Annotated in this window: 23 protein-coding genes; 5 read left to right on the top strand and 18 right to left on the bottom strand. The window is 67.8% G+C overall.

Annotated elements, in window-relative coordinates; all coding sequences use genetic code 11:
• Positions 1–55: 55 nt before the first annotated feature.
• From EDF74_RS15705 to EDF74_RS15690, 4 genes are all read right to left on the bottom strand, one after another.
• On the bottom strand, positions 56–2,887 hold the full coding sequence (locus tag EDF74_RS15705) for a serine/threonine-protein kinase (RefSeq protein WP_123730991.1): 2,832 nt from the start codon (positions 2,885–2,887) through the stop codon (positions 56–58).
• 30 nt (positions 2,888–2,917) lie between these two features.
• The gene (locus EDF74_RS15700) at positions 2,918–3,481 is read right to left on the bottom strand and encodes an ECF-type sigma factor (RefSeq protein WP_123730990.1); all 564 of its coding nucleotides are present in this window, start codon (positions 3,479–3,481) and stop codon (positions 2,918–2,920) included.
• A gap of 65 nt (positions 3,482–3,546) precedes the next feature.
• On the bottom strand, positions 3,547–4,359 hold the full coding sequence (mutM, locus tag EDF74_RS15695) for a bifunctional DNA-formamidopyrimidine glycosylase/DNA-(apurinic or apyrimidinic site) lyase (protein WP_123730989.1): 813 nt from the start codon (positions 4,357–4,359) through the stop codon (positions 3,547–3,549).
• A 66-nt stretch (positions 4,360–4,425) separates the two neighbouring features.
• Positions 4,426–5,310, bottom strand: coding sequence for a hypothetical protein (locus EDF74_RS15690; RefSeq protein WP_123730988.1), 885 nt, complete (start codon positions 5,308–5,310; stop codon positions 4,426–4,428).
• Positions 5,311–5,380: 70 nt separating this feature from the next.
• On the opposite strand from EDF74_RS15690, the gene EDF74_RS18270 reads away from it, so the two are divergent.
• Positions 5,381–5,554, top strand: coding sequence for a hypothetical protein (locus EDF74_RS18270; protein WP_184997325.1), 174 nt, complete (start codon positions 5,381–5,383; stop codon positions 5,552–5,554).
• Positions 5,555–5,604: 50 nt separating this feature from the next.
• Here the strand turns inward: EDF74_RS18270 and EDF74_RS15685 are convergent, their stop codons facing one another.
• Complete coding sequence (locus EDF74_RS15685; protein ID WP_123730987.1) at positions 5,605–5,982, bottom strand: EF-hand domain-containing protein; 378 nt, start codon at positions 5,980–5,982, stop codon at positions 5,605–5,607.
• Between the two features lie 3 nt (positions 5,983–5,985).
• Positions 5,986–7,188: a DesA family fatty acid desaturase gene (locus EDF74_RS15680; protein ID WP_123730986.1), complete on the bottom strand. Its 1,203-nt coding sequence runs from the start codon at positions 7,186–7,188 to the stop codon at positions 5,986–5,988.
• Positions 7,189–7,338: 150 nt separating this feature from the next.
• Between EDF74_RS15680 and EDF74_RS15675 the strand changes: the two genes are divergently transcribed.
• Positions 7,339–8,169: an ABC transporter ATP-binding protein gene (locus EDF74_RS15675; protein WP_123730985.1), complete on the top strand. Its 831-nt coding sequence runs from the start codon at positions 7,339–7,341 to the stop codon at positions 8,167–8,169.
• A gap of 10 nt (positions 8,170–8,179) precedes the next feature.
• On the opposite strand, the gene EDF74_RS15670 is transcribed toward EDF74_RS15675, so the two are convergent.
• Positions 8,180–9,388, bottom strand: coding sequence for a DUF4785 domain-containing protein (locus EDF74_RS15670; protein WP_123730984.1), 1,209 nt, complete (start codon positions 9,386–9,388; stop codon positions 8,180–8,182).
• A gap of 11 nt (positions 9,389–9,399) precedes the next feature.
• On the bottom strand, positions 9,400–10,281 hold the full coding sequence (locus EDF74_RS15665) for a hypothetical protein (RefSeq protein WP_123730983.1): 882 nt from the start codon (positions 10,279–10,281) through the stop codon (positions 9,400–9,402).
• Between the two features lie 256 nt (positions 10,282–10,537).
• On the opposite strand from EDF74_RS15665, the gene EDF74_RS15660 reads away from it, so the two are divergent.
• Positions 10,538–11,386, top strand: a complete 849-nt coding sequence (locus EDF74_RS15660) for an acid phosphatase (RefSeq protein ID WP_123730982.1) — start codon at positions 10,538–10,540, stop codon at positions 11,384–11,386.
• Positions 11,387–11,602: 216 nt separating this feature from the next.
• Here the strand turns inward: EDF74_RS15660 and EDF74_RS15655 are convergent, their stop codons facing one another.
• Positions 11,603–13,870 (bottom strand): TonB-dependent receptor, encoded by a 2,268-nt coding sequence (locus EDF74_RS15655; RefSeq protein ID WP_123730981.1) that lies wholly within the window; start codon positions 13,868–13,870, stop codon positions 11,603–11,605.
• Between the two features lie 160 nt (positions 13,871–14,030).
• Here EDF74_RS15655 and EDF74_RS15650 point away from each other — a divergent pair, with 160 nt between their 5' ends.
• Positions 14,031–15,029 (top strand): patatin-like phospholipase family protein, encoded by a 999-nt coding sequence (locus EDF74_RS15650; protein WP_123731198.1) that lies wholly within the window; start codon positions 14,031–14,033, stop codon positions 15,027–15,029.
• 107 nt (positions 15,030–15,136) lie between these two features.
• Here EDF74_RS15650 and EDF74_RS15645 read toward each other — a convergent pair whose 3' ends face one another.
• Complete coding sequence (locus tag EDF74_RS15645) at positions 15,137–15,619, bottom strand: Lrp/AsnC family transcriptional regulator (RefSeq protein WP_123730980.1); 483 nt, start codon at positions 15,617–15,619, stop codon at positions 15,137–15,139.
• Between the two features lie 127 nt (positions 15,620–15,746).
• Here EDF74_RS15645 and phhA point away from each other — a divergent pair, with 127 nt between their 5' ends.
• Positions 15,747–16,643, top strand: coding sequence for a phenylalanine 4-monooxygenase (gene phhA / locus EDF74_RS15640; RefSeq protein ID WP_123730979.1), 897 nt, complete (start codon positions 15,747–15,749; stop codon positions 16,641–16,643).
• A 112-nt stretch (positions 16,644–16,755) separates the two neighbouring features.
• On the opposite strand, the gene EDF74_RS15635 is transcribed toward phhA, so the two are convergent.
• The 8 genes from EDF74_RS15635 to EDF74_RS15600 form a co-directional block, all read right to left on the bottom strand.
• Positions 16,756–17,865 carry a GDSL-type esterase/lipase family protein gene (locus EDF74_RS15635; RefSeq protein ID WP_428999176.1) on the bottom strand — a complete coding sequence of 370 codons (1,110 nt, stop codon included), beginning with the start codon at positions 17,863–17,865 and terminating at the stop codon, positions 16,756–16,758.
• Positions 17,866–17,960: 95 nt separating this feature from the next.
• Positions 17,961–18,716, bottom strand: a complete 756-nt coding sequence (gene kduD, locus EDF74_RS15630; protein ID WP_019184096.1) for a 2-dehydro-3-deoxy-D-gluconate 5-dehydrogenase KduD — start codon at positions 18,714–18,716, stop codon at positions 17,961–17,963.
• A 66-nt stretch (positions 18,717–18,782) separates the two neighbouring features.
• Complete coding sequence (gene kduI, locus EDF74_RS15625; RefSeq protein WP_123730978.1) at positions 18,783–19,631, bottom strand: 5-dehydro-4-deoxy-D-glucuronate isomerase; 849 nt, start codon at positions 19,629–19,631, stop codon at positions 18,783–18,785.
• A 140-nt stretch (positions 19,632–19,771) separates the two neighbouring features.
• A complete protein-coding gene (locus tag EDF74_RS15620; protein ID WP_123731196.1) occupies positions 19,772–20,830 on the bottom strand; it encodes a LacI family DNA-binding transcriptional regulator in 1,059 nt (352 codons plus the stop codon).
• A gap of 43 nt (positions 20,831–20,873) precedes the next feature.
• Entirely contained in the window at positions 20,874–22,454 is a 1,581-nt protein-coding gene (locus tag EDF74_RS15615) for a family 43 glycosylhydrolase (RefSeq protein ID WP_123730977.1), read from the bottom strand.
• 38 nt (positions 22,455–22,492) lie between these two features.
• Positions 22,493–23,650, bottom strand: a complete 1,158-nt coding sequence (gene pelA / locus EDF74_RS15610; RefSeq protein ID WP_123730976.1) for a pectate lyase — start codon at positions 23,648–23,650, stop codon at positions 22,493–22,495.
• Positions 23,623–24,906, bottom strand: coding sequence for a TRAP transporter large permease (locus EDF74_RS15605; protein WP_123730975.1), 1,284 nt, complete (start codon positions 24,904–24,906; stop codon positions 23,623–23,625). Before EDF74_RS15605 ends, pelA begins: the two co-directional genes overlap by 28 nt.
• Positions 24,907–24,909: 3 nt before the next feature.
• Positions 24,910–25,440 carry a TRAP transporter small permease gene (locus tag EDF74_RS15600; RefSeq protein ID WP_019184090.1) on the bottom strand — a complete coding sequence of 177 codons (531 nt, stop codon included), beginning with the start codon at positions 25,438–25,440 and terminating at the stop codon, positions 24,910–24,912.
• Positions 25,441–25,450 lie beyond the last annotated feature (10 nt).

The following is a 25,450-nucleotide window of genomic DNA, read 5'->3' as shown; positions in this document are numbered from 1 at the left end:
GCACGCTGACGTTAATTCGCCGAGGTGAATACGGGGCGGCGTTCAGCCAGCGCGCTCAGGGCACTGCGGCCACCTGCGCCGAGCCACAGCTCTCACGCGCCTGCCCGATCTCCTGTCGCAGCCTCCCGCCCTGCGGCCACTGCGCCTGCAGTTCCTGCTGGAGCTGGCCCAGCGCGGCGCGCGCCCGCGCTGGCGCAGTGCCGCAGTCCAGTTCCGCCATGGCCGCACGCGCGCGCCAGCGCAGCACCCGGCTGTCCAGATCGGCCGCATCGCCTACCAGCAGCGGCGCCAGCGCCTGCCGCGCCTCCACGGTCTGGCCCATGCGGCCCAGGTTTCGGGCCCAGGCCAGCTGCAGCGCGCGGTGCAGACCCGCACTGGCAGGCCCGGCCCGGTCCACCCGCCGCATCAGCGCAGCCAGTTGCTCCCCGGCCTGATGGGGGTCGCCGTGGGCACTGACCAGCTCGGCCATGCGCCGATCGGCCTGCTGCACGGCCGCATCGTCATCACCACGCTGCGCGGCCTGCCATTGCCGCCCCTCATGCAACGCACCCAGCGCCGCCTGCCAGCGGCCCGCGTGTGCCAACGCTTCGCCCTGGTCGTACAGCCCCTGCGGCAGCAGCCCCACGCAATCGGGCTGGCGCCAGATCGCCACGGCCCGGGCAAAGTCATCGATCGCCGTTGCGCTGTCGCCCTGCTCCAGCGCCAGCCGCCCCAACGCATGCCAGGTCAATCCGGTATCACGGTGCTGCTCGCCCAAGGCCTGCCGGGTCAGCTGATGGACCTGCTGGAGTTGGACCTGCGCCTGCGCCAGTTCGCCGCGCTGCATCGCCAGCAGCGCGCGCAGGCGGCGGATCGACAGGGTTTCCGGGTGATCGGGCCCATACAGCCCCACGGCATCATGGGCGGCAAGCTGAAGAGCCTGCTCGGCCGCCTCCAGATCGCCCTGCGCAGCCAGGGTCTCGCCCATGTGCCGACGCAGCGCGATCAACTGGGGATACCGCACGGTGTCACCGGCCTGCAGCAGCTGCAGCGCTTGCCGGTAGCCGGTCAGTGCCGCCGGGGCGCGGCCATCGTCGCTGTCCAGTGCGGCCAGGTCGGCCAGGCTCTCGGAGGTGCCGGGGGTATCGCGCAGTACATCGCGCCGCAGTACCAGCGCCTGTTCGAAGGCGGCGCGGGCGTTGTCGCGGTAACCCAGAAGTTGTTGGCAGCGCCCGAGCTGGGTGTGGTACTCGGCCACGGCCGCCGGCAGCCGCAGGCGGTACTCGGCGGCCAGCGCCTGCATCGGGGTGAGGTGGGTCACGCACTCGCGCGAGCGGCCCAGCATGCGCAGCGCACGGCCGCGCTGGGTCACCGCTTCCAGCTGCAGGGTGGGCGGCACCTCGCCGGCCTCCTCCAGCAGCGCGCGCTGGCGGTCCAGCGTCTGCAGGGCCAGCTGGTAGTCGCCCATACCGATCCGCAACCGGCCGATCACTCCTTCCAGCTCGGCCAACGCCAGCGGTTGATCGCGCAGTTCCGCCTCACCGCGTTGCTGACCGGTGGCCAGCAACTGGCGCAGATCGAAGCTGCCGTGGCGCACGCCGGCGGCGCGGTCGAACAGGCCCACGGTGAAATCCTGCATGGCCTGCGCACGCGCGACCTCGCGCCGGGCCTGCTGCATCTGCCACAGCGCAGTGAGCGCCAGCGCGAGCAGGGCCAGCACGGCCACGCTGCCCAGCGCCACGCCCCAGCGATGCCGGCCCAGGTATTTGCGCAGCCGGTAGCCCACGTGCTGCGGGCGGGCATGGATCGGGCGGCCTTCGAGGAAGCGGCGCAGGTCCTGGGCCAAGGCTTCCACCGAGGCGTAGCGCTGCGCAGGTTCCTTCTGCAGGGCCTTGAGCAGGATGGTGTCCAGATCGCCGCGCAGGCGACGCGACAGGCGCCTCGCCGCCCCGGCCTGCTCCCCACCGGCAGCGGCCATGCGCGCCATGACGGCCGAGGCGCGCGGCGCCTGCACCTCCAGGATCGAGCGCTCCCACTCGGCATCGCTATGCCGGCGCAGGCGATAGGGCTTCTGCCCGGTGATCACCTCGAACAGCACCACCCCCAGCGAATACACATCGGTCAGCGTGGAGACCGGCTCGCCGCGCACCTGCTCCGGCGCCGCGTAGTGCAGGGTGAACGCGCGTGCTTCCGTGGGCGGGTGCGCGGGCGGCTTGCCGTGGTCATCGTCGAGCAGCTTGGCGATGCCGAAATCCAGCAGCTTCACCTCGCCCTCCGCCGTCACCAGGATGTTGGACGGCTTCAGATCGCGGTGCACGATCAGGTTGGCGTGGGCGTGGCTGACCACCGCGCAGACCTGCAGCATCAGTTGCAGGCGGCGCTCCAGCGGGAGTGCCAAGCGCTGGCAGTGCTCGGTGATCGGCTCGCCTTCGACATACGCCAGCGCCAGGTAGGGCTGGCCGTCCAGGTCCACGCCGGCGTCCAGCAACTGGGCCAGGTTCGGGTGCTGCAGCCGCGCCAGAATTTCGCGTTCGCGGCTGAAGCGCTGGCGCAGGCCGGGATCGGCGTAGCCACTGCGCAACAGCTTCAGGGCGACCTGGCGTTCGTACAGGCCATCGGCCCGCTCGGCCAGCCACACCTCACCCATCCCGCCTTCGCCGAGCGCCCGCAACAGCCGGTAGGGACCGACCCGGGTGCCTGCCCGGCTGTCTTCCGGCGGCGCGGTCCACAGGGGCTGCGCCAGGAATTCATGGCTGTCCCGCTCATGGGCGAGCAGGCGCTCCACATCCTCGGCCAGCCCCGGATCGTCGGCGCGCAGGCGCAGCAGCCGCTGCTCTCGCGCCGGTTCGGGCAGTTCCAGCAATTGATCCAGCAGGCAGGACAACTGCCGCCAGCGTGACGCCTCCATCGGTCCTCTCCCCGGACGATGCGTGGCTTTTCAGGGCTCCCCGACCGAAGCCAGCAGGAACATGCGCGCCTTCTGCCAGTCGCGGCGGATGCTGCGCTCCGAGCGTTGGCATAGATCGGCGATCTCCTGCTCGGACAGCCCGGCGAAGTAACGCAGTTCCACCACCTTGGCCAGGTGTGCATCCACCGCATGCAGCCGGGCCAGCGCCACATCCAGCGCCAGCAGGTCTTCATCCAGGCGCACGCCGCTGCTGCTGTTTTCGGGCAGCTCCACCCGCTTGAGATCACCGCCGCGTTTGCGCGCCAGCCGGTTGCGTGCGTAATCGACCACCACGCTGCGCATCGCCGAGGCGGCGTAGGCGAAGAAGTGGGCGCGATCCTCGAAGCGGGCCGCGCCCCGAGAGCCGAGCAGCTTCAAATAGGACTCGTGCACCAGCGAGGTGGCATCCAGGGTGCGCCCCTGCTGCCCGGCCAGCTGCCGACGGGCCATGCTGTGCAGCTCGTGATAGAGCAGGGTCAGGACCCGGTCGAGCGCGGCGCGGTCGCCCGCCCGGGCCGAATCGAGCCATACGGTGATATCCGGTCCCTGGTCCATCGCACACCCCCGCCGGTGACGTTGGGCGGACTATACCGCCCGGTGGGCGACAGGCGCGCGACGATTCAGCGCTGGCAGTGCCCGCACCAGACGCTGGCGCGCTGGCCGATGGTGGCGTGGCGGAGCAGCCGACCACACTGGCGGCAGGGCTCGCCTTCACGCCCGTAGACCAGCAGCTCCTGCTCGAAGTATCCCGGCGCCCCGTCCGGGTTGATGAAATCGCGCAGGGTGGTGCCGCCGCGGGTGATGGCGTAGGCCAGGATCTGTTTCACCGCATCGGCCAGGCGCTGGTAGCGCGCGCGGGAGATCTTGCCGGCCTCGCGCAGCGGGTTGATCCCGGCCATGAACAGGCTTTCGGCGGCGTAGATGTTGCCCACGCCCACCACGATGCCCTGGTCCATCAGGAAGGTCTTCACCGAGGCACTGCGGCCACGGCTGCGGGCGAACAGGTAGTCGCCATCGAAGGCCTCATCCAGCGGCTCGGGCCCCAGCGCGGCCAGCAGCTCATGGGTTTCCCCGGCCGGCTGCCAGAGCAGGCTGCCGAAGCGGCGCGGGTCGTTGAAGCGCAGCAGGCGGCCGTTGTCCAGGCTGATGTCCACGTGGTCGTGCGCACGTACCGGGGTGTCGCCGGGCAGCACCCGCAGGCTGCCGGACATGCCCAGGTGCAGCAGTGCGCTGCCGATGGCGGTATCAAGCAGCAGGTACTTGGCGCGGCGGCGCACGCCCTGGATGGCCTGCCCGGGGAGCAGCGTGCTGATCTCCGGCGGAATCGGCCAGCGCAGGTCGGGGCGACGCAGGATCACGCCGTGGATGCTGCGGCCTTCCAGGTGCGGGGAAAGGCCGCGACGGGTGGTTTCTACTTCGGGGAGCTCGGGCATGGGGGGATTCTAGCGCCGGGCTGCGGCGGGCCGACTGCGACCCACCGCAACACGGTGCGCTTCCCTTCAGGCCTGCGCGTCCTCCTGCGCCGCGGCGTTGCCAGCTTCAGCCGGTACAGCGATATCCGTCGGCGCGTCCACCGTCACCGGGTGCTTGTCCGGGAACAACGTGGGCAGTGTGGCGACAAACTGGACCAGGCAATCGTCGGCATAGCGTTGGACAGTCTGCTTCACCATTGCGTAGTCATCAGCCTGCCAGGCCTCCAGCGGGGCGGCGACCGGCTCGGCAATGTTGCACTGGGCACCTTCGCCGCCGGTAAGGCGCATGGTGGGCAGCTTGCGCCGGTACGGGAAGCCCAGGCTCAGCGATTGACGCAGTTCATACAGGGTCTGCGAATCATCCAGTTCCTGGTAGACCAGGATGAAGTCGCCCAGCGTGGCCTGCACCGGCTTCTCCTCGGTAGGCACAGCGCCAGGGTGTGCTTTGAAGTAGTCGTCCAGGCGGGTGCGCACCTGCGCCTGCATCGGGCCGAACGCGGGGTGCGGGACGCTCTCGATGCGCGTGCCTTTCAACTGTCCTTTGCCGAAGGAGCTGCCGGCGATCCTGCCGGACAGCAGCGACAGCGCGACCTGCGCGCCGGCCACCTTGGCCGTGGTGGAGCGCTGCACCAGACGAAGGGATTTGGCGCCGACGGGTTGACCGCCGGAGTCGGTCTGCAGCTGCGCGGTGATGGGGATCAGATGCTCCCATGCCGGTGCTGCAGGGGCGACAGCGGCATCGTCTGTGGCGCTTGCATCGGCGGCCACGGCAATGGCATTGGCGGGAAGTTCGCTGTCGTCCACGGCAAGCTCGGGGGGATCGACGGATACCGGCTCGCTGGCCATGGTCTGCGTGCTGACGACGATGCCGCCGAGCAGCATCGCGGTGAGGAGGGTGTACTGGGTTTTCATGGGGCTTCCTGGGTCGTCCTTGGCGATACCCGTGGACGCCCATCGGTGCAACGGCCCGGCATCCACGTCCATGTTTTTCCTGCTGCGATCCATCGCAGTCAACATGCCGAGCCTGCAGAACACGCTGATCGACCGGCGTGCCGGGATCATCCTGTCTTCTGCCTGTTGTCAGGCAGTCGTGCGCGTACCGGCATGTTCGCCGGCGGGCGATCTTATATCAGCGGCAGCACGCCTTGAAAATTGAGCATCTGCTGCAGGCGCACGCGCATGGCAAATTCACATGCGTGGCAGCCGTTATCGCGGCGGCGCAGCCAGCTCGCGCGCACTCAAATAGCCGTCGCGATTGGCATCCTGCTTGTGGAACCGCTGGATCAGCGTCTGCCGCTGCTGCTCGCGCGTGATGGGCGGGCCTTTGCCGCCGGGCAGCTCATCGGCGCTGAGCACGCCATCGCCGTTGCGGTCCATGCGATCGAAGGCGTACAGCAGCCACTGCACGTACTCCTCCACGCTGACCCGGCCGTCGCCGTCGGTGTCCATGCGCTGCAGGTAGCTGCCCGTATCAGTGACCTGGGCCTGTGCCGTCGCGCCCAGCACGCCAACGGCCAGGCCCAGACACGCAAAACGCCGCACAAGGCGGCGTTTCGCGGAGACGTTCCCGATCGGGAAGCGCATCGATCAGTGCGCCGTCAGTGCGTAGCCCTTCAGGCGCGCGGCGTAGTTCTGCAGCGCGGCGATGCCACTGGCTTCGGCTTCGTGGCACCAGGCCTGCAGCAGCTTCAAGCGCTCGGCGGCGTCATTGCCGCGCGCTTCCAGCAGGGCCGCCAGACGGGCGCGGTGTTCCACCAGCACGCGGATCCGCGGGCGCTGCTCGACCCACGTGCTGAGCTGGGCGCGGCAATCCGGCTTGAGCCAGCGGCCGTCGTTGACCAGGCCACGGCGCATGCGGCGCGGCAACAGCTTGCGCAGTTTGGCGCCCGCCATCGCGGCCTCTTCGCGCAGGGCCGGCACGAATACGTTGCGCTGGTAGTCGGTCATCGCCTGGAACCGGTGCGACAGCAGGGCCTTGAGGGTTTCCGCATCCGGCACGGCAATGTTCGGGCGCACGTCCATGCTCGGCGCCACGCGCAGCACCTTGGCCAGACGCACCGCCTGCAGGCCGCGGATCACCGCCCAGCCGATATCGAACTCCCAGCGGCGCATGGAGAAGCGCGCCGAGCTCGGGAAGGCATGGTGGTTGTTGTGCAGCTCTTCACCGCCCACCCAGAACGCCCACGGCGTCAGATTGGTGGAGGTGTCAGCCGATTCGAAGTTGCGGTAGCCCCACCAGTGGCCCAGGCCATTGATGACGCCGGCCGCCCAGAACGGGATCCAGGCCATCTGGATCGCCCACAGGGCCACGCCGGGCAGGCCGAACAGCACGCTGTTGATGACCAGCAGCGCGACCGGGCCGAGATTGGCGTGCGGGGTGTACAGGTGGCGCTCGATCCAGTCATCCGGAGCGCCGCGGCCGTACTGCTCGATATCCGCGCGCATCGCGCGGGCCTCGCGGTACAGCTCCACGCCCCGCCAGAACACCATGCCGATGCCCTTGGTCACCGGGCTGTGCGGGTCTTCATCGGTTTCCACCTTGGCGTGGTGCTTGCGATGGATCGCCACCCACTCCTTGGTGATCATGGAGGTGGTCAGCCAGGTCCAGAACCGGAAGAAATGCGCGATCACCGGGTGGAAATCCACGCCGCGGTGCGCCTGGCTGCGGTGCAGATACAGGGTCACGGCGAAGATGGTCAGCTGGGTGAACACCAGCAGCACCAGGCCCATGCCCCACCAGCCGAGGCCGACGACACCGCCGGTCAGGAAGTTGAGGAGCGTATCGAACATCGCAGGACTCCGGGCCGCAGTCGGCCGTCAAGGAAACAGGGATACCTCCAGACATGATGGGGCCAGACGTTGCAAACTTCATCCCTTCGATGCCATTTTTGCGCAGTCATTCAGTTCTCCCCTTACCTTCGTGAGCATGCCCCCGCATTCATGACAGTCGCAGCCTCGCCGGCGGTGCCGGCCTCCCCCGTCCCCCTGATCGAGCTCGACCGCGCCTGCGTCATCCGCGGCCAGGTCCGGGTCCTGCACGATCTCAGCCTGCGCATCGAACAGGGCCAGCACACCGCCCTGCTCGGCCCCAATGGCTGCGGCAAGTCGTCCTTCATCAAGCTGATCACCCGCGAGCTGTACCCGCTGGCGCACGGTGATGGCACGGTGGCGGTGCGCGTGCTCGGCCAGAACCGCTGGCAGGTGGACCGGCTGCGCTCGCAGCTGGGCATCGTCACGGGGGACCTGAGCAGCAACCTCTCGGACATGCCCGGGCTGACCGTGGAAGAGGCCGTGCTGACCGGCTTCTTCGCCAGCTTCGTGGTGCCGGCCTTCCGCGAGGTGAGCCCGGAGATGCGCGAACGCGCGCGTGAAACCCTGGCGATGACCGGTGCCCTGCCCCTGCTGCAGCGCGGCTATGCCGAACTCTCGGCCGGCGAAACCCGGCGCGTGCTGATCGCCCGGGCGCTGGTGAACCGGCCGCAGGCCCTGCTGCTGGATGAACCCTCCACCGGGCTGGACCTGATCGCCCGCGAGCAGCTGATCGCCACCATGCGCGAGCTCGCCCGCCAGGGCATCACCCTGGTGCTGGTGACCCACCACATCGAGGAGATCATTCCCGAAATCGAGCGGGTGGTGATGCTGCGCGGCGGCAAGATCCTCGCCGATGGCCCGCGTGCGGAGCTGCTGCGCGATGCACCGTTGTCCGAGCTGTTCGGCGGCCCGATCCACGTGGTGGATCAGGCCGGCCGGTTGAGTGCGTTCGCGGGTTAGGTCACGCGCCCTAGAACCGCACCGCCACCGCACGTGATTCGATCGGTGCCATCCGGCTCTGGTCCTGCAACTGCAGGTCACGCACTTCGAACGGAGCGGCATAGCCACGCGGCAGCGCCACGCTGGCGAACGGCAGGCGCAGCTCACCCGCCCCTGCCGTCGCGAACCACGCCGCACTGTGTGCCTGCGCTACTGGCCGCAGCGTCCCGTCGGGGCCGGTGGCATACAGCGTGCCGCGCGCCTCGTAGCGGCCGGGCGCACCGATCTGCAACGGCAGGCGTATCTCGCGGCGGCCGGCATCTGCCTCGACCTGGCCTTGGAAGCGTGCCGTCGGCTGCGCCACCGCGAACGCCACCTTGGCATCGCGTTGCACCCCGTCGGCACTGACGAAGGCCTGCAGTTCCCACAGCCCCTGCGCCGTGCCGATGTCCTGCGGCACGGTCACCTGTGCACGCAGACCGTCTTTGCCAGCGACCAGCGGCACCGGCCAGCTGCGGCCATCGGGCGCGACCAGCAGGGCCTCGCCCATGGCCGGCAGCGGCCGCGCGCTGGCACGGCCAAGCTGCGCCGCTGTAGCGCCGCCGTCGTTGACCAGGCGCGCGCTCAGCGTGAGCGTGCCACCGGCGAGCACCCGTTCGCTGCTCGCCTGCAGCTGCAGCGCGATCGGGCTGTTGGGTTCGAGCACCTGCACCACATAGCGGCCCTGGGCCTGTGTGCTCTGCAGGCGGTAATTTCCCACCGCCGACGTGGTGCCCGTGCGGACCATGGCCGTGCCCGGGCCAACCGCCATGCCGGCCGCGCGCAGTTGCTGGTCATCGACCCCCTTGGCCACCGCCAGCGCGCCGGCCGGGTCACGCACCTGCCATTGGGTGGTATCCAGCGCACGCGCGCCCTGCACGGGGCTGAGCTGGATCACCGCGTCGGGTGCGGTCAGCGGCAACACCAGGCCCTGCTGCAGTGCCGGTCCGTCCACCATCTCCCAGTAGCTGCGGCTGCTGGCCATGAAGGCCGGCGTAAGGGTCAGCGCCTGGGTCGGATCCAGCGCCCAGGCAAAGCTCAGCGGTGCCTGCTCCACCGGTCCGGCCGGCAAGGGCGCACGCTCCACCGCGCGTGGCACCTGGTCGCTGGCGCGGGGGGCCAGCAGCGGCTGTGCCGCCTGCAGTGGCAGGGCTGCCAGGGCGGCGAACAGGGCCACCACGATCGTCGTGTGTCGCATCATCGGGGGGCTCCTCACAGGGTCAGGTCGTTGCGCAGGATCGTGCCCAGGCCGAAGCACTCGCGTCGGCTCTGGTTGTGGCTGAGCGGCTCGGCGCCCTGGGTGCGCTGCGTGTCGGTGAACCAGGTGGTGCCGGCGGCCTTCTGGCTGCTGCACTCCAGGAAGCCGTCCGAGCAGCTGTTCAACCAGTTCTGGGTGAACTCCAGGCCCACGTTCTGCGCATAGCCACCGCAGTAGCTGTTGCTGTCCCACACCGCCGATTCCACATCCGAGCCGACCACTGCGCGGAACGGCCTGGGCAATGCAGGCCGGCCGGCCGTGCCGTACAGGTTCTGCGCGTTGTAGGTGGCCATGTGGCCCACCTGCTGCTGGCGCACGGCGTCGCTCTTGTAGCCCAGCAGCCAGCCCACCGAGGTTTCGAACACGTTGCCGTTGAGCACCGCATCGGCCAGCGGCGTGCCGGCCGAGGACGGCGCCAGTGCGGTGACCTTGCTGACCGTCTGGATGATCTTCGGATAGCGGCTGTCATAGGTGGGGTTGGAGAGGATCCAGCGCACCACGTTGCCGCCGTTGGAATGGGTGATCACCACCAGCTTGGTGATGCCACGGGTGTTGATGAAGCTGGTCAGCTGCCCCGCCAGGCAGCCGGCCGCTTCGGGCTTCCACATGTACTGCTCGAAATCGCAGTTGATGACGGTGTAGTTGCTGCTGTTGGGCAAGCCCTGGCGCACCGTATCGATGATGCCCGGCTGCCAGTAGTCCGCGCGCGCATCGGTCTGTTTGCCGGTGCCATGCACGAACGCCACCCCCACTACATCGGCCGCGTGCACACTCGCGCACGCCAGCATCAGACCCAGGGCGAGACCACCACCCCACCTTCCCGCGTTGCTTCGCATCCGCTGTCTCCTTGCAGGTGATCCCCCTGATGACCGGCGCTGCCGCGTTGCCATGGGGTCCATCTATCCATGGAGATATGACGAACGATGGCGCCTACGATGACGCTATGTCGTGCGACCCACGAAATCCGTGAACCAGTCGCGGGTTTCCGTCATCCGGGGCACGGCCATGCCGGATCTGGCCGGATGACGAGCGGCCGCTGTCGTTGCCGGAGGAAGCTGCGATCATGCGGCTCTCCCTCTTCGAGACCTGCCGATGTCGTCGTTCCTGCGCTCCGCTGCCGTTCGCCCGATGCTGGTGACCGCTCTGCTCGCCGCCCTCGCCGGCTGTTCGTCAACGACCGCACCGCGCACCACGGCGGTGGAAGCCTCGGTCACCACCAAGGCGGTCGGCTACCTGCAGAGCACGGCCGTGCCGGACAGCCTGGCACTGGTACCGGCGCCGCCGGCCGCCGGCTCGGCCGGCGTCGCGCTGGACGAACAGGTCAGCCGTGAAGCCCGTGCCCTGCGCGGCAGCCCCCGCTTCGAGCAGGCCCACCGCGACGCCGAACTCGCCTTCCCGGCCGGCGCCAACCAGTTCTCGTGCGCGATCGATGTCGAGGTGGATGCGGTGAAGACGCCGGCCCTGTACCGCCTGCTCGAACGCAGCCGGATCGATGCCAGCGCGGCCACCCGCACGGCGAAGAAGCACTACCAGCGCGCGCGGCCGTTCATGGTGAATGGTGAGCCCACCTGCTCGCCGGAAGACGAGCAGGACCTGCGCGGCAACGGCTCATATCCGTCCGGCCACACCTCGATCGGTTGGGCCTGGGCCCTGATCCTCTCGGAGATCGCCCCGGACCGCGCCGATGCGATCCAGGCACGCGGCCGCAACTACGGCGAGAGCCGCCTGGTCTGCAACGTGCATTGGCAGAGCGACATCCTGGAAGGCCGCTTCATGGGCGCTGCCGCCGTGGCACGCCTGCATGACAACGCCGCGTTCAACAGTGACCTGCTGGCGGCGCGCAAGGAGATCGCGGCGGCGCGCAGGGCGGGGCTGCATTCGGCACGGGATTGCGCGGCTGAAGAAGCGGTGTTGAAGGTGCGGCCGGCGAGCGCGTTGTAAGACAGCGCGTGTCGGTGGAGTTGCGTTGCTGGTAGTGCCGGCCGCTGGCCGGCTCTTCGCGATCTCGATCAGGACGGTGCAGAGCCGGCCAGCGGCCGGCACTACCCTGCAGCGGCAACGTTGGATGACTTGAACAGAAAACGGCGCGGATTTCTCCGCGCCGTTTTCGTTTTCCAAGATACCCACGCACGGTGGGCACCTACCGCATGACGTGCATCAGAACTTCGCGGTGAACTCCAGACCGAACGTGCGCGGCTCGTTGAGGAAGCCGGTCAGGTTGTTGAAGTCGATCGCGCCGACCACGCGGACCTGGTCGGTCAGGTTGCGGCCGTACACGGCCACGTCGTACTGGCCGTAATCCCAGTTGTAGCCCAGGCGCAGGCCACCTTCCAGCGAGGAGCGGCTGCGGAACTCCGGCGACTCGTACAGGAAGAAGTTCACTTCGCTGCGGTAGGCCCAGTCGGTGTAGACGTAGAACTCGCTGGCATCGTTGACCGGGAAGCCGGCGCGCAACGTCAGGTTGTGGATCCACTTCGGCGCCTGCGGCAGCGGGTTGCCGTTGACCAGCGCGTAGGTACCGCCATCGATGACCGTGGTCGGGTCGGTGATGGTGCAGCCGCCGCCACAGATCGCCACCGCCAGATCCTTGTCCTTGATCTCGGTGTCGTTGTAACTGCTGCCCAGGGTCAGCAGGACGTGGTCGGTCAGGTAGGCTTCGAAGTCGAGCTCGGCACCTTGGCCAAGGGTCTTGTCGGCATTGAGCAGGGTCGCGGTGTTGTTGCTGCCGCCCACGGCGATCAGCTGCTGGCCGTCGACGTTGTAACGGAACACGTTGAAGCCCAGGCGTGCGCGGCGGTCAAACAGGTCGGCCTTGATGCCGGCCTCGTAGGAGATCACCTTCTCCGAATCCGCCTGCGAGACGCCACCGAAGGCCAAGCGGCCCTGGATCGACGGCGCGCGGAAGCCCTTGGCCACGCGGGCATACGCGTTGAGGTTGTCGGTGATCTGGTAGACGCCGCTCAGGTCCCAGCTGACGTCGTTGACGTCGGTCTTGGCGATGTACGGGCCGCTGACCGGGGTGCCGAACGGCACGGCCTGCAGCACGCTGGCGCTGAAGTCCTTCTTGTCCTGCGTGTAGCGCACGCCACCGCGCAGCTTGAAGCGCTCGGTCACGTCGAAATCGCCGGAGGCGAACGCGGCCCACGCCTTGTTGCGCTGCTGCTGCACGGCGTGACCGGTCTGCGGATTGCCCGGGGTCAGCGAGTCGTAGTTGAAGCTGTCGATGGTGACGTCTTCATCGAAGTAGAACACGCCGGCCTGCCAGTCGAAGCGGCCCCACTCATTGGATTCCACGCGGAATTCCTGGGTCCACTGGCGATGGTGCGGCAGGCCGTCGGCCGATTCGGACGCGAACGGGATGTTGCCCGGACCGTAGTTGCCGGCGCCCAGGAAGCTGGCACCGTAGCCACCGTCGATGTCGCCATGGTTCAGCGATTCGGCGGTCTCGTAACCGGTGATCGAGTGCAGGGTCACGCGGCCCAGATCCCACTTCAGGCGCGCGCTGCCGCCCCAGGTTTCCAGGTCGGAGAAGTTCTGGCCATCGGTGGAGACTTCATCGCGGTCGAAGTTCTCGACCAGCTGGTTGGTGCCCGGCTTGATGATGTTGGCGCGGAACAGGCGCGCGGTGCCGTTGAGCTTGCGCTTGTGCAGGTTGAACAGCGCTTCGACGTCATCGCCTTCGTACAGGAACTGCACGCGGGCGGCGGCTTCGTCATACCCCTCGAAGCCCTGCGCCGGGGCGCCCTGGCGGGTGTTGGTGACCCAGTCGTCGCGGCGCTGGTACAGCGCGGAGACGCGCGCCGACCAGCGGTCGGTCAGCGGGCCGCCGTAGGCGCCCTGCGTGTTCCAGGTGTTGTAGCTGCCGTAGGCGACCTTGATGTAGCCGTCGGCATCCTGCGAGGGACGCGCCGAATCGAATTTCACCACGCCCGCCGGGGTATTGCGGCCGAACAGCGTGCCCTGCGGGCCACGCAGCACTTCCACACCGGCCAGGTCGAACAGCGGGAAGCCCTTCAGCAGCGGGCTTTCCTGCACCACATCGTCATACACCAGCGAGACCGGCTGCGAGGCATTGAGGTCGAAATCGGTGTTGCCAAGGCCGCGGATATAGAAACGCGGGAAGGCACGACCGTAGGACGATTCAATGTTCAGGCTCGGCACACGCGCCGACAGGAAGCGGATGTCATCGCCAGCCGAACCCAGTACGTCGAGCTTTTCACCCTGGATGGCCGAGATCGACACCGGCACGTCCTTGGCGTTTTCGACGCGGCGTTGCGCCGTGACCTGCAGCGTATCGAGGGCCACCGGATCCTTGGTGGCGGGGGCGTCCTGGGCTGCGGCCGTCAATGGCAGCAGGGCGGCGAGGGCGACAACGAGCGGGTGCACGGACGGGAAACGGCCGTGGGCAGTGCGGTTCGGGAACATGGCGTTTAGGCTGTGTTGGGAGGGGTGGTGGACCGGCGCTACCAGACAATTGTTGCAGTACAGCAACAGAGCCGCAAACAACCGCTATTCATTACGCCTGCCGGCCTGCCCCCGCTTCGGTATGCTGGCGGCCCTCGATGCCCATTCAGTTGCCACGCCGATGACTTCACTGCGCCGTACCCGCCTGACGCTGTCCGTTGCCCTGCTCGGCCTGCTGGCCGGCTGCGGCGGTGATCCCGTGCGCCCGACCCCGCCGCCGGCGGCGATCCCGGTGACCCCGGCCAAGCCGGTCAAGATCGGCATCGCGCTCGGCGGCGGCGCGGCCAAGGGCTTCGCCCATATCGGTGTGATCAAGATGCTGGAGGCCAACGGCTTCGAGCCCGTGGTGGTGTCCGGCACCAGCGCCGGCAGTGTGGTCGGCGCGCTGTATGCCAGCGGCATGGACGCGTTCCAGATGCAGTCCAAGGCGGTGGCCCTGGATGAAGCCAGCATCCGCGACGTGCGTCTGTTCTCCGGCGGTCTGGTCCAGGGCCAGAAGCTGCAGGACTACGTCAACGCACAGGTCGACAACCGCCCGGCCGAGAAGCTGAGCAAGCCCTTCGCTGCGGTCGCCACCCAGCTGGAAACCGGCGAGCGCACCGTGTTCGTGCGCGGCAATGTCGGCCAGGCGGTGCGCGCCTCCAGCAGCATCCCCGGTGTGTTCGAGCCGGTGAAGATCGGCAAGTACAACTACATCGACGGCGGCGTGGTCAGCCCGGTGCCGGTGGATGCGGCGCGCCAGCTCGGCGCGGACATCGTGATCGCCGTGGACATCTCCAGCAAGGCCAGCGGCAAGGCGCCGACCGGCATGCTCGGCATCGTCAACCAGTCGATCTCGATCATGGGCCAGCGCCTGGGCGAGCAGGAACTGGCGCGCGCGGACGTCATTATCCGGCCGAAGGTGCTGGACATCGGCGCCGCCGATTTCGGCCAGCGTAACAATGCGATCCTGGAAGGCGAGAAGGCCGCGATGGCGGCGATGCCTCAGATCCGCGCCAAGGTCCAGCAGCTGCAGAAGGCGCGTGCCGCCGCGCTGGCCCCGCCGCCGCCCACGCCCAAGTGCGATGAGCCTTCGCGCGTGGGCAAGCTGATGGGGCGCAAGGAAAAGTGCGAGGGCTGAAGCCCCGCCACCGGTAGAGCCGACCGTTGGTCGGCTGCTCCTGGCTCTGGTCTCCAAGAAGCCGACCAACGGTCGGCTCTACCGCGCGATCGCGAATGCGATCCGCGTCATTCCAGCTGCGACAGCGGCAGCGCGCGGAAGTCCTTCACCGTGCGCAGCACGAAGCTGGAATTGACGTCGGCCACGCCGGCGGCATTGAGCAGCTTGTCGAGCAGGAAGCTGGAGAAGTGCTCCAGGTCGCGCACGTAGATGTGCAGCAGGTAATCCATGTCGCCGGTGAGCGCATGGCAGGCCACCACCTCATCCCAGATCAGCACGCTGTCGGCGAACACGCCGATGGCGTGCTGGTCATGCTTCTCCAGCTGCACCCGGACGAAGGCCTGCAGGCCCAGGCCGATCTGGCGCGGCTCCAGGCGGGCACCATAGCCGGCGATCACGCCCTCGCTTTCCAGCCGCTGCACGCGCCGCAGGCAGGCCGACGGGGACAGATTCACCCGTGCAGCCAATTCGGCGTTGGTCGCACGGCCGTGTTGCTGGATTTCGGCCAGCAAGCGCAGATCCGTGCGGTCGAACTGGGCAATTCCGGTCATTGCTGCCCCGCAACATGAGGTGGACGCAATGATCTTGCGCCAGAAGGCCGTATCCGCGCAACTTTGCAAACCTCTTGCGCGCGCCCTGCCCTAGCATCGACGGATGACTTCCCAGGAGACCACCACGATGGAAACCGCCACCGCCCCCCGCCGCGTCGAACACCAGCAGACCGACAAGGGATACGTGCCGGTCTATACCACCGCCATCGTGGAACAGCCCTGGGACAGCTACAGCGCCGACGACCACGCCACCTGGAGCACGTTGTACCAGCGCCAGCGCGCACTGCTGGAAGGCCGCGCCAGCAAGGAGTTCCTGCACGCGCAGGACGAGATGGGCATGAGCGCGCACATGATCCCGCGCTTCGACCAGCTCAACGAGGTGCTGGGCGCCGCGACCGGCTGGACCCTGGTCGGGGTGGAAGGCCTGCTCCCGGAACTGGATTTCTTCGATCACCTGGCCAACCGGCGCTTCCCGGTGACGTGGTGGATCCGCCGCCCGGACCAGATCGACTACATCGCCGAACCGGACATGTTCCATGACCTGTTCGGGCACGTGCCATTGCTCATGAACCCGGTGTTCGCCGACTACATGGCCGCCTACGGCCGCGGCGGCGTCAAGGCGCATGCGATCGGCCCGGAAGCGCTGCAGCACCTGACCCGCCTGTACTGGTACACGGTGGAGTTCGGCCTGATCAACACCGATGAAGGCCTGCGCATCTACGGTGCCGGCATCGTCTCCTCCAAGGGCGAATCGCTGTACTCGCTGGAGTCGGCGGCGCCGAACCGGATCGGCTTCGATCTGGAGCGGATCATGCGTACCCGCTACCGGATCGACACCTTCCAGAAGACCTACTTCGTCATCGACAGCTTCGAGCAGTTGATGGAGGCGACCGCACCGGACTTCACTCCGATCTATGCCGCGCTGGAGGCCAGGGACCCTCTGCCGGCGGGTGACGTGCAGGACGGTGACCGCGTGTTCCAGAAGGGCACGGGCGAAGGCTGGGAAGACGGCGGCGACGTGTAACGTCGTGACGCAATTCACCGGGGCTGTTGAAGTTTAGACACCTATCCTTCAACAGCCTCGGGAGCTTTTGAAGGTTGGCAATGGGTGGAGCCGGGTCATGCGCTGCTGCCTTTCATCGCGGATACGCCAGCAGCACGACCAGATCCATCTCCCCCACCTGCTGCAGCGCATGCGAGCTGCCCGTTCGCGTCAGCAGCGCATCCCCCGCCGCCACGTCGTACTGCTTCCCATCCAGCACGTAGCTGCCCTGCCCGCTGACGATGTAGTAGATCTCGTCTTTGTGCTGGGGGTGCAGGCCGATGCCGGCCCCCTTGTGCAGCACGCGCTTGCGAAGCACGAACGGCAGGTCGGTGTCTTCGGCGAAAAACGGATACGCCGTGGTCGGCCCCGCTCCACCATGCGGGCCGGGCTGGGTCACCGCGATGTCGCGCTCGTGCGCCACGCGCGAGGGCCTGGCGGCATCGCCGCCCTGCCCTGCACTGCGCACCTCGCAGTCGATATCGCGCTTCAGCGCCGACGTGAGTCCGGGCTGCAACGCCACCCAGTCGCGCATCACCAGGCACGCCACCGCCGTCGCACCGGCCACGCTGAAGTGCGTGCCATCGGCCTTGTTCTGCTCGGGCACGAACATGAAATACGGCTTGGCGCCCTGTTCGCCCAGCCCGCGGATCCAGCGCGTGGAACTGTCGTTGAGATCGATCAGCGCGACCTGCTCGCGCGTGGCCAGCGCTTTCACCGCCTGGGTGTACACACCGTGCGTATCCAGCAGCGAACCGAAGTCATACAGCAGCCGCGCCACCGGGGTGATCAGCACCGGCGTGGCGCCCTTGTCGCGGGCCAGCTGCACGTAGCGCATCAGGAACTGCGGGTACACCGTGGCGGGATCGGTATAGCGGGTGGGATCTTCGAACTTGGCGTCGTTGTGGCCGAACTGGATCAGCAGCACGTCCCCGCGCTGGAGCTCGGCGGCGATCGCATCCAGGCGCTTCTCATCGATGAAGCTGCGCGTGCTGCGGCCGCCCTTGGCGTGGTTGCGGACCTCCCACACAGCGGGATCGAGATAGCTCTGCAGGGCCTGGCCCCAGCCGGCCTGTGGCGCGCGCTCCGGGCCGTACTCGGCGGCGGTGGAATCCCCGGCAATGAAGATGCGGTGCGGGGCGCACAGCGCGCTGGGGGCCGCGAGCAGCAGCGACAGGTACAGCAGCAAACGCAGCATGGTCATGCTCCTGGGTGGAGAGCTGCCGGCCAGCGGCCGGCACTACCGGAGCCCACGATCTGCAGCGCAGATCGTGGGCACGCCAGCGCGTAGCGATGGTGTTACCGGGCGAGCCAGCCGCCATCAACCGGCAGGACCGCGCCGTTGACGTAGTCCGAGGCGCTGGAGGCCAGGAACACGGCGGTGCCGCCGAGATCTTCCGGGGTGCCCCAGCGTGCGGCCGGGATGCGATCGAGGATGGACTTGTTGCGGTCCTCATCGGCGCGCAGCGCGGCGGTGTTGTCGGTCGCCATGTAGCCTGGGGCGATCGCGTTGACGTTGATGCCCTTGCTGGCCCATTCGTTGGCGAGCAGGCGGGTGATGCCGGCGATGCCGCTCTTGCTGGCCGTGTACGACGGCACGCGGATACCGCCCTGGAAGGACAGCATCGAAGCGATGTTGATGATCTTGCCGCGGCCCTGGGCGATGAAATGCTTGCCGGCGGCCTGCGAGATGAAGAACGCGGACTTGATGTTGACGTTCATCACGTCGTCCCAGTCCTGCTCGCTGAACTCCACGGCATCGGCGCGGCGGATCAGGCCGGCGTTGTTGACCAGGATATCCAGGCCGCCCAGGCCTTCGATGGTTTCGCGGATGACGCGCTCGACCGGCTCGATGCTGATCAGGTTCGCTTCGATCGCCAGGCAGCGGCGGCCCAGCGCGGTGATCTTGGCGATGGTCTCGGTGGGCGGCGCGATGCCGGCCACGGCGACGTCGGCACCGGCCTGCGCCAATGCGACCGCGATGCCCTGGCCCAGGCCGGTGTTGCCACCGGTGACGAGGGCGACCTTGCCTTCCAGACTGAACGGATTAGCCATTGCGTATGTAGTCCTTGTCCAATGCGTAACAGACGCCGCCGGCGCGATGCCGGCGGCGCGTCGGGGTCACTTGAGCTGGCAGATGTCCAGCACGTGCATGTCGGTGTAATCCAGGTTCTCGCCGCCCATCGCCCAGATGAAGGCGTAGTTGCTGGTGCCGGCGCCCATGTGGATGGACCACGGCGGCGACACGACGGCTTCGTTGTTCTGGATGACGATGTGGCGCTGCGCTTCGGGCTCACCCATGAAGTGGTACACGCGGTCGTTCTGGCCCAGATCGAAGTAGAAATAGACTTCGCTGCGGCGGTCGTGCAGGTGCGGCGGCATGGTGTTCCACACGCTGCCCGGCTTGAGCACGGTCAGGCCCAGCAGCAGCTGCGAGGACTGGCAGGTGGCCGGCACGATGTACTGGTAGATGGTTCGCTCGTTGCTGGTTTCCAGCGCGCCACGGTCCAGGGCCACGGCGTCCTTGATCGACAGCGCCTTGGTCTCGAAGCGCGCATGCGCCGGGGTCGAGGCGAGGTAGAACTGCGCCGGGTTGGCGGCGTCATCGGAGGCGAACACCACGTCTTCGCTGCCCATGGCCACGTACAGGCCATCCTTCGGGCCCAGCGTGAACACGGTGCCGTCCACGGTGATGGTGCCGCTGCCGGCGCCGACGTTGATCACGCCCAGTTCGCGGCGTTCCAGGAAGGCATGGCCGGCGGCCGAGGCCGGTTCGGTCTGCTTGGGCAGCGAGACCGGGCCGTTGACCGGGGCCGCACCGCCGAGCACGAAGCGCTCGTAGTGGGTGTACTTCAGGGTCACCGCATCGGCATTGAACAGACCGTCGAGCAGGTACAGATCGCGCAGGTCGTCATTGCTGGCGCCCTTGATGGCGTCGGGATGGGTGGCGTAGTGGGTCTTGCAGTACATGGCGTCTCCAGAGCAGGGGTGGGGCGATGCGTCGGCCCCGGCACGATTTCAGGTGATTGTAGCCAGTTGGTAAACCGGTGTCATTTTGCAGCGCACGATAGGTCGGGGCGGGCCCCGGCGGGCGGAATCTCCCGCAGATATCAATCCTCGGGCGGCTGGCAGGAGTCGCGCACGATCAGGTGCGGGCGCACGCTGGCGTGCTGCATCACGGCCTGACCATCGGGCTGGATCAGCATGGCCGCAGCAGTGCGGCCGGTGTCGCGGGTGTGGCGACGCACCGAGGTCAGCGACGGCCACAGGCGCGAGGCCAGCGGGCTGTCGTCGTAGCCGATGATCGAGAGCTGGCGCGGGATGTTGATGCCCGCGCGCAGCGCGACCTTGTAGATACCGGCGGCCATTTCATCGTTGCCGGTGAAGATGGCGGTCGGGCGCTGCTTGCCCAGCAGCAGCTTCTCGGCCGCGGCCACACCGGATTCAAAGGTGTACCCGGCCTCCACGATGCGTGCCGGGGGCAGCTCGATGCCGCGCTTGGCGAGGGCATCGATGAAGCCGGCGGTGCGTTCGTGGGCCGAGCGGTAGGCACTCGGGCCGGTGACCAGGGCGATATCGCGGTGGCCCAGCGAGAGCAGGTAATCGGCCGCTTCGGCGGCACCGTCGCGGTCGTGGGTGACCACCATCTGCGAGGTTTCGTCCAGCGGCAGCGAGGCGATCCGGGTAAAGCGGCAGCCGATCTCATCGAGCATGTCCACCAGCGCCTGGTCTTCGGAGGCACGTGGCACCAGGATCACGCCGTGCAGCTTCTGCTGCTGCACGAAGCGGCGTACGCCATCGATGTAGCCGGGGCTGCGCGAATCGCAGGGATGCACGACCAGCTCGAAGCTGGAGCCGCGCAGCGCATCCAGCGCGCCGTACTGCATGTCCACGATGTACTGCGCGGTCGGGTTGTCGTAGACCATGCCGATCAGGAACGAGCGCCGGAACGCCAGCCCGCGGGCCAGCGGGTCCGGCGTGTAACCGACCTCGCGCATCAGTGCTTCAACCTTCTCGCGCGTGTCCTTACGCACCAGCGGCGAGTTGTTGATGATCCGCGAGACGGTCTTCTTCGATACCCCGGACAGACGCGCGATGTCGTTGATCGTGGCGGCCTTGCCTTTGGTCAATCCGTGCGGCGACGGATCGGTTTTGCTGCGCAATGACATGTCGTTCAAACCGGGGATGAGTCAGGGGATTCTAGCGGGGAGCTCAATCGAGAGCGCGGTAGCGGAAGTTCCGGAACTGGACCTTGCCGTCGCCGGCAGCATAGATCGCCGGCTTCAGGGCCAGGAACTTGCCCGCCACATTGTGATGGTAGCCGGAGACTTCCATCTGAACTGGGTACTTCTGCCAGGTTTTGCCATCGGTGCTGGAGTGGATGGTGACGATATGGCGGTTGTTGGTGACCCGCAGCCACAGCTTGCCACCGGTGGCACTGGGGGCCAGCCGGGTGGGGCGCTCCTCGCCGTAGCGGTGCATGATGAACTTCTCGCCGTTGCTGCCCACGCCCACGTACAGGCGGTCGCTGTAGAAGAGCAGGGCACCGCCGACCGCGCCGGGCGCGATCTCCATCTCGACCTCGAACTGGTACGCCTTGTCGCCGGCAATGGCGGTCAGCGGCGAGCTGTCGCGCGGGGTTTCGCCCTTGCCCTGCAGCACCAGGCCCTTGCCGGTGAACTGCAGGCGCTTGTACTCGTCCTGGGCCGGGTTGAAGAACGACCACTGCGCACCGAGCGTGCTGCCGCGGAAATCATCGGACAAGGCCATGCCGTGCTGGCCGACCGAGGTCCCCGACGGCTTGGCGAGCGGCTGGCCGAGGTCGCCTCCCTTGGCCACGAACCAGCCATCGGCGGTCCATTCGATCGGCTCCAGCAGCGCCTGGCGGCCCAGCGTCCAGTACCCGTTCTCGTAGCCGTGATACATCATCCACCAGCGCCCGTCGGTGCCTTCAATGACCGTGGCATGGCCGCGCGACCACCACGGCTCGGCGGCCGACTGGGTGCGCATGATCGGGTTGTTCGGGGCGTTCACCCACGGGCCGTGGATCGAGCGCGAGCGCGCGGTGATCACCATGTGCCCGGTCGGCGGGCCGGCGGTGCCACCCACAGCAGTGGTCATGTAGTACCAGCCATCGCGGAAGTTGATCTTCGGGCCTTCCTGCGCATAGGCCTCCACGTCCCAGCTTTCCGGGTACTTCCAGCCGTCGTAGACGTGCTTGGGCGTGCCGACCACGCTCAGGCCGTCATCGGCCAGCTGCACGTAGTCGCCGCCGCTGAGGAACAGATAGCGCTTGCCGTCTTCGCCCACCGCATGACCCGGGTCGATGTAGCCGCCCAGGCCGATGTCGATCGGCTCGCTCCACGGGCCCTTGATGCTGTCGGCCCAGACCACGAAGTTGCTGCGGGTCTCGCCGGTGCGGGCCGGAAAATAGATGTAATAGCGGCTGCCGTGCTTGACGATGTCCGGCGCCCAGATCGCACCCACGTTCTTGGTGATCGCGTGGCCCAGCGGCTGCCAGTTGACCAGATCGCGCGAGTGCCAGATCGGCAGGCCGGGGTAGGCATCGAACGAAGACAGGGTGAGGTAGTAGTCCTGCCCATCCTTGAGCACCGACGGGTCCGGGCGATCACCGGCGAACACCGGGTTGAGGAAGGTACCGTTGCCCAGATCGGCCTGGCGCTGGTTCTCGATCCCGCGCGTCCAGTGGGTGGCCGGCTCGGCGGCGTGGCCGGTGCCGGCCAGCAGCAGGCAGGCGGTGGCGAAGCTCGCCAGGGTCTTCCTCAGGTGCATCGTCTTTCTCCCTTGAACGTATCGTGGGCCGGCCGCGCTCAGCGCGCCCCGGTCCCGTTAAGACGCTGTTGCCAGCGTGGGTACTCGGTGGTGATCAGGGCCTGCGGCCAGGTGCCGTACCAGTGATAGCCGGTGCGGCGCTCGCGCGGGATGTCGTTGAACGTGGCCACGCGCTCTCCCTCGCGGTTGGCCAGCAGCACCGAACTGTCGCGCAGGTCGTGGAAGCGGCCCCAGAGCAGCGGCGCGCCTGCATCAGCGACCAGGCGGCGATCGACCGTGGTGCGGTGGAACGCGAACTGTTCCGGGGTCGTCTCGAAGGTTTCCAGCCGCCACCCGGTCAACGCGTGAGCCTGGAACCACGCCATCGCGGCGTTGACCGAGGCGACCACCTCCGGCGCGGGATCCGGGATCGACATCAGGTAGCGGACCACGCCGACACTCTCGTCGGTGACCAGCGCCGGCAGTTCGAATTTCCGTCCCTGCGCGGGCAGCAGGGTGGTGCGGTCGTACTGCCCGGCCCAGATCGTCGGCACGCCGTCCTGGCGCACCTGCAGGCGCAGCAGGCAGGCATCGCCGGCAGCGACGGCGGCGTCCACACGGGCACGTTGATCGGCAGTGATGAACCCGAACGCCGGTTCACGCTGGATGCGCCGCAGCGTGGTCAGCACGCCGCTGGTGACGTCGTCAGCGAACGTGATGTGGCCGTGGTACGAGGTGCGCGAGGGCACCGAGTGCGGCCAGCCGCCACAGCGGGGGATCTGCTCGGCGAGGATGAAGTCCAGGCCACGCACGGCCGCGTCGCGGTAGCGGGCATCGCCGCTGCGCGCGAAGGCGTCGGCCAGGTAGCTGACCTGGGTGTAGATGTTGCGGTTGTCGAAGCTGCCGCCGGGGGTGGCCTGGTCGGCCAGCACCTGTGCCCTGGCGGCATCGTCGAGGATCCGCTGCGGATCCTGGTTGACCGCCCAGCCACCGCCATGGCGTTGCAGTGCGACCAGGTTGTCGGCGATCTGCCGGTACTGATCGGGGGCATAGCGCGGGTAGTCCGTGCCGTGCCCGCTCTGCCAATGGTTGATGCCGTCCTGGAAGCCGCGCAGCGGGATGTCCTGGCCCTGCGCCATGACGGCGCAGGGCAGGGCGATCCACAGCAGGGCCGCCAACCGCCGCACGCTTACGCGCGCAGCAGGGCGGGCAGCCACAGCGACATTTCCGGGAAGAAGGTGACGATCAACAGCACGCCCAGCGCGGCGAACCAGAACGGCCAGATCGAGCGCATGCTCTCACCGACGCTGATCTTGCCGATCGCGGTACCGATGAACAGCACCGAGCCCACCGGCGGCGTCACCAGGCCCAGGCCACCGGTCAGCACCAACACCAGGCCGAAGTGGATCGGATCGATGCCGTAGGCCTTGGCCACCGGCAGGAAGATCGGCGTACAGATCAGGATCATCGGCGCCAGGTCCATGAAGGTGCCCAGCAGCAACAGCATGATCACGATCATCAACAGCACCATGAACTGGCTGTGCGCGAACGACTGCAGGAAGTTGACCGCAGCCGACGGCACTTCCAGATACGCCAGCAGCCAGCCGAACACGGCCGCCGTGGCGATCACGAACAGGATCACGCCGGTGCTGCGCGCGGCATGGGTGACCGTGCCGAGGAACTCGCGCCAATCGAGCTGGCGGTACAGCACGGTGGTCACCAGCAGGGCGTAGACCACGGCGATCGCCGCGCTCTCCACCGCGGTGAAGATGCCGGCACGGATACCGATGAAGATCAACGCGACCAGGCCCAGGCCAGGCAGCGCCGAGACCAGGCGCAGCAGCACCGCGCGCCAGCCCGGGAAGATCTCCACGCCGTAACCGCGGCGGCGTGCCACGAGATAACCGGTGATCATCAGGACGACGGTCATCAGCAGCGCGGGCACGATACCGGCCGCGAACAGATCGGCGATCGACAGCCCACCACCGGCGGCGGCCGAGAACAGGATCAGGTTGTGCGACGGCGGCACCAGCAGCGCGACCAGCGCGGCGGTGATGCTGACGTTGACCGCGAAGTCACGGTCGTAACCGCGCTTGACCATCTGCGGGATCATCGTGCCACCGACCGCCGAGACGTCGGCGATGGCCGAGCCGGACACACCGCCGAAGAACAGCGAGGACAGGATCGAGACCTGGCCCAGGCCACCGCGCATGCGACCGACCAGCGACGAGGCGAGCGAGATCAGACGCTCGGAGATGCCGCCGCGCATCATGATTTCGCCGGCGAAGATGAACAAGGGAATGGCGATCAGTGAAGCCGAGCCGGTACCGGCGGAAATCTGCTGGACCAGCACCAGCGTCGGCAGATCCAGGTACCACAGCGTGGCCAGGGCGGCGGCGGCCAGCGCGAACGCAACCGGCACACCGAGCAGCAACAGCACCGCGAACACGGTGAAAAGAATGGTAATACCCATGACTCAGCGATCTCCCTCGGCAACGGCATCGGCCGGCCTTACAGCCAGCGCCATCTGGTTCACGGCGAAGATCGCCATCAAGGCGCCACCGATCGACAGGGGCAGGTAGTTGATGCTCTGCGGCAGGTTGGCGCCGGCGGCCTTGATATCCAGGCCGTCCATCAGCAGCACGGCCGCCCACCAGGCGATGACCACGCCCAGCACGGCCACCACCAGCGCGGCGAACACATCGACGGCGCGGCGCAGGCCCGGGCCCATGTGCGCGGCCAGCAGGAAGAAGCCAAAGTGGCGGCGGGTATGCACACCGGTGGCCGCACCCAGGCTCATCGCCGTGGCCAGCAGCAGCAGCGTGACCGGCTCGGTCCAGCTGGGCGAATCATTGATCACATAGCGGGCGAACACCTGCCAGCCCTGCACCACCACCAGGCCCAGCAGGGCGATGACGGCAATGTAGATCGCCACATCGGCGATGACGTTGAGCAGGCGCTGCGGCGCGGTGGGGGTGATGACGGTTTCGGAAGTCGAGTCGGACATCGCGTCGGGG

Source organism: Stenotrophomonas rhizophila (genome assembly GCF_003751305.1).
Lineage (GTDB): Bacteria > Pseudomonadota > Gammaproteobacteria > Xanthomonadales > Xanthomonadaceae > Stenotrophomonas > Stenotrophomonas rhizophila_B.
Note: the sequence above shows the minus strand (reverse complement) of the source record. Positions and strands in the feature narration are given on the sequence as shown.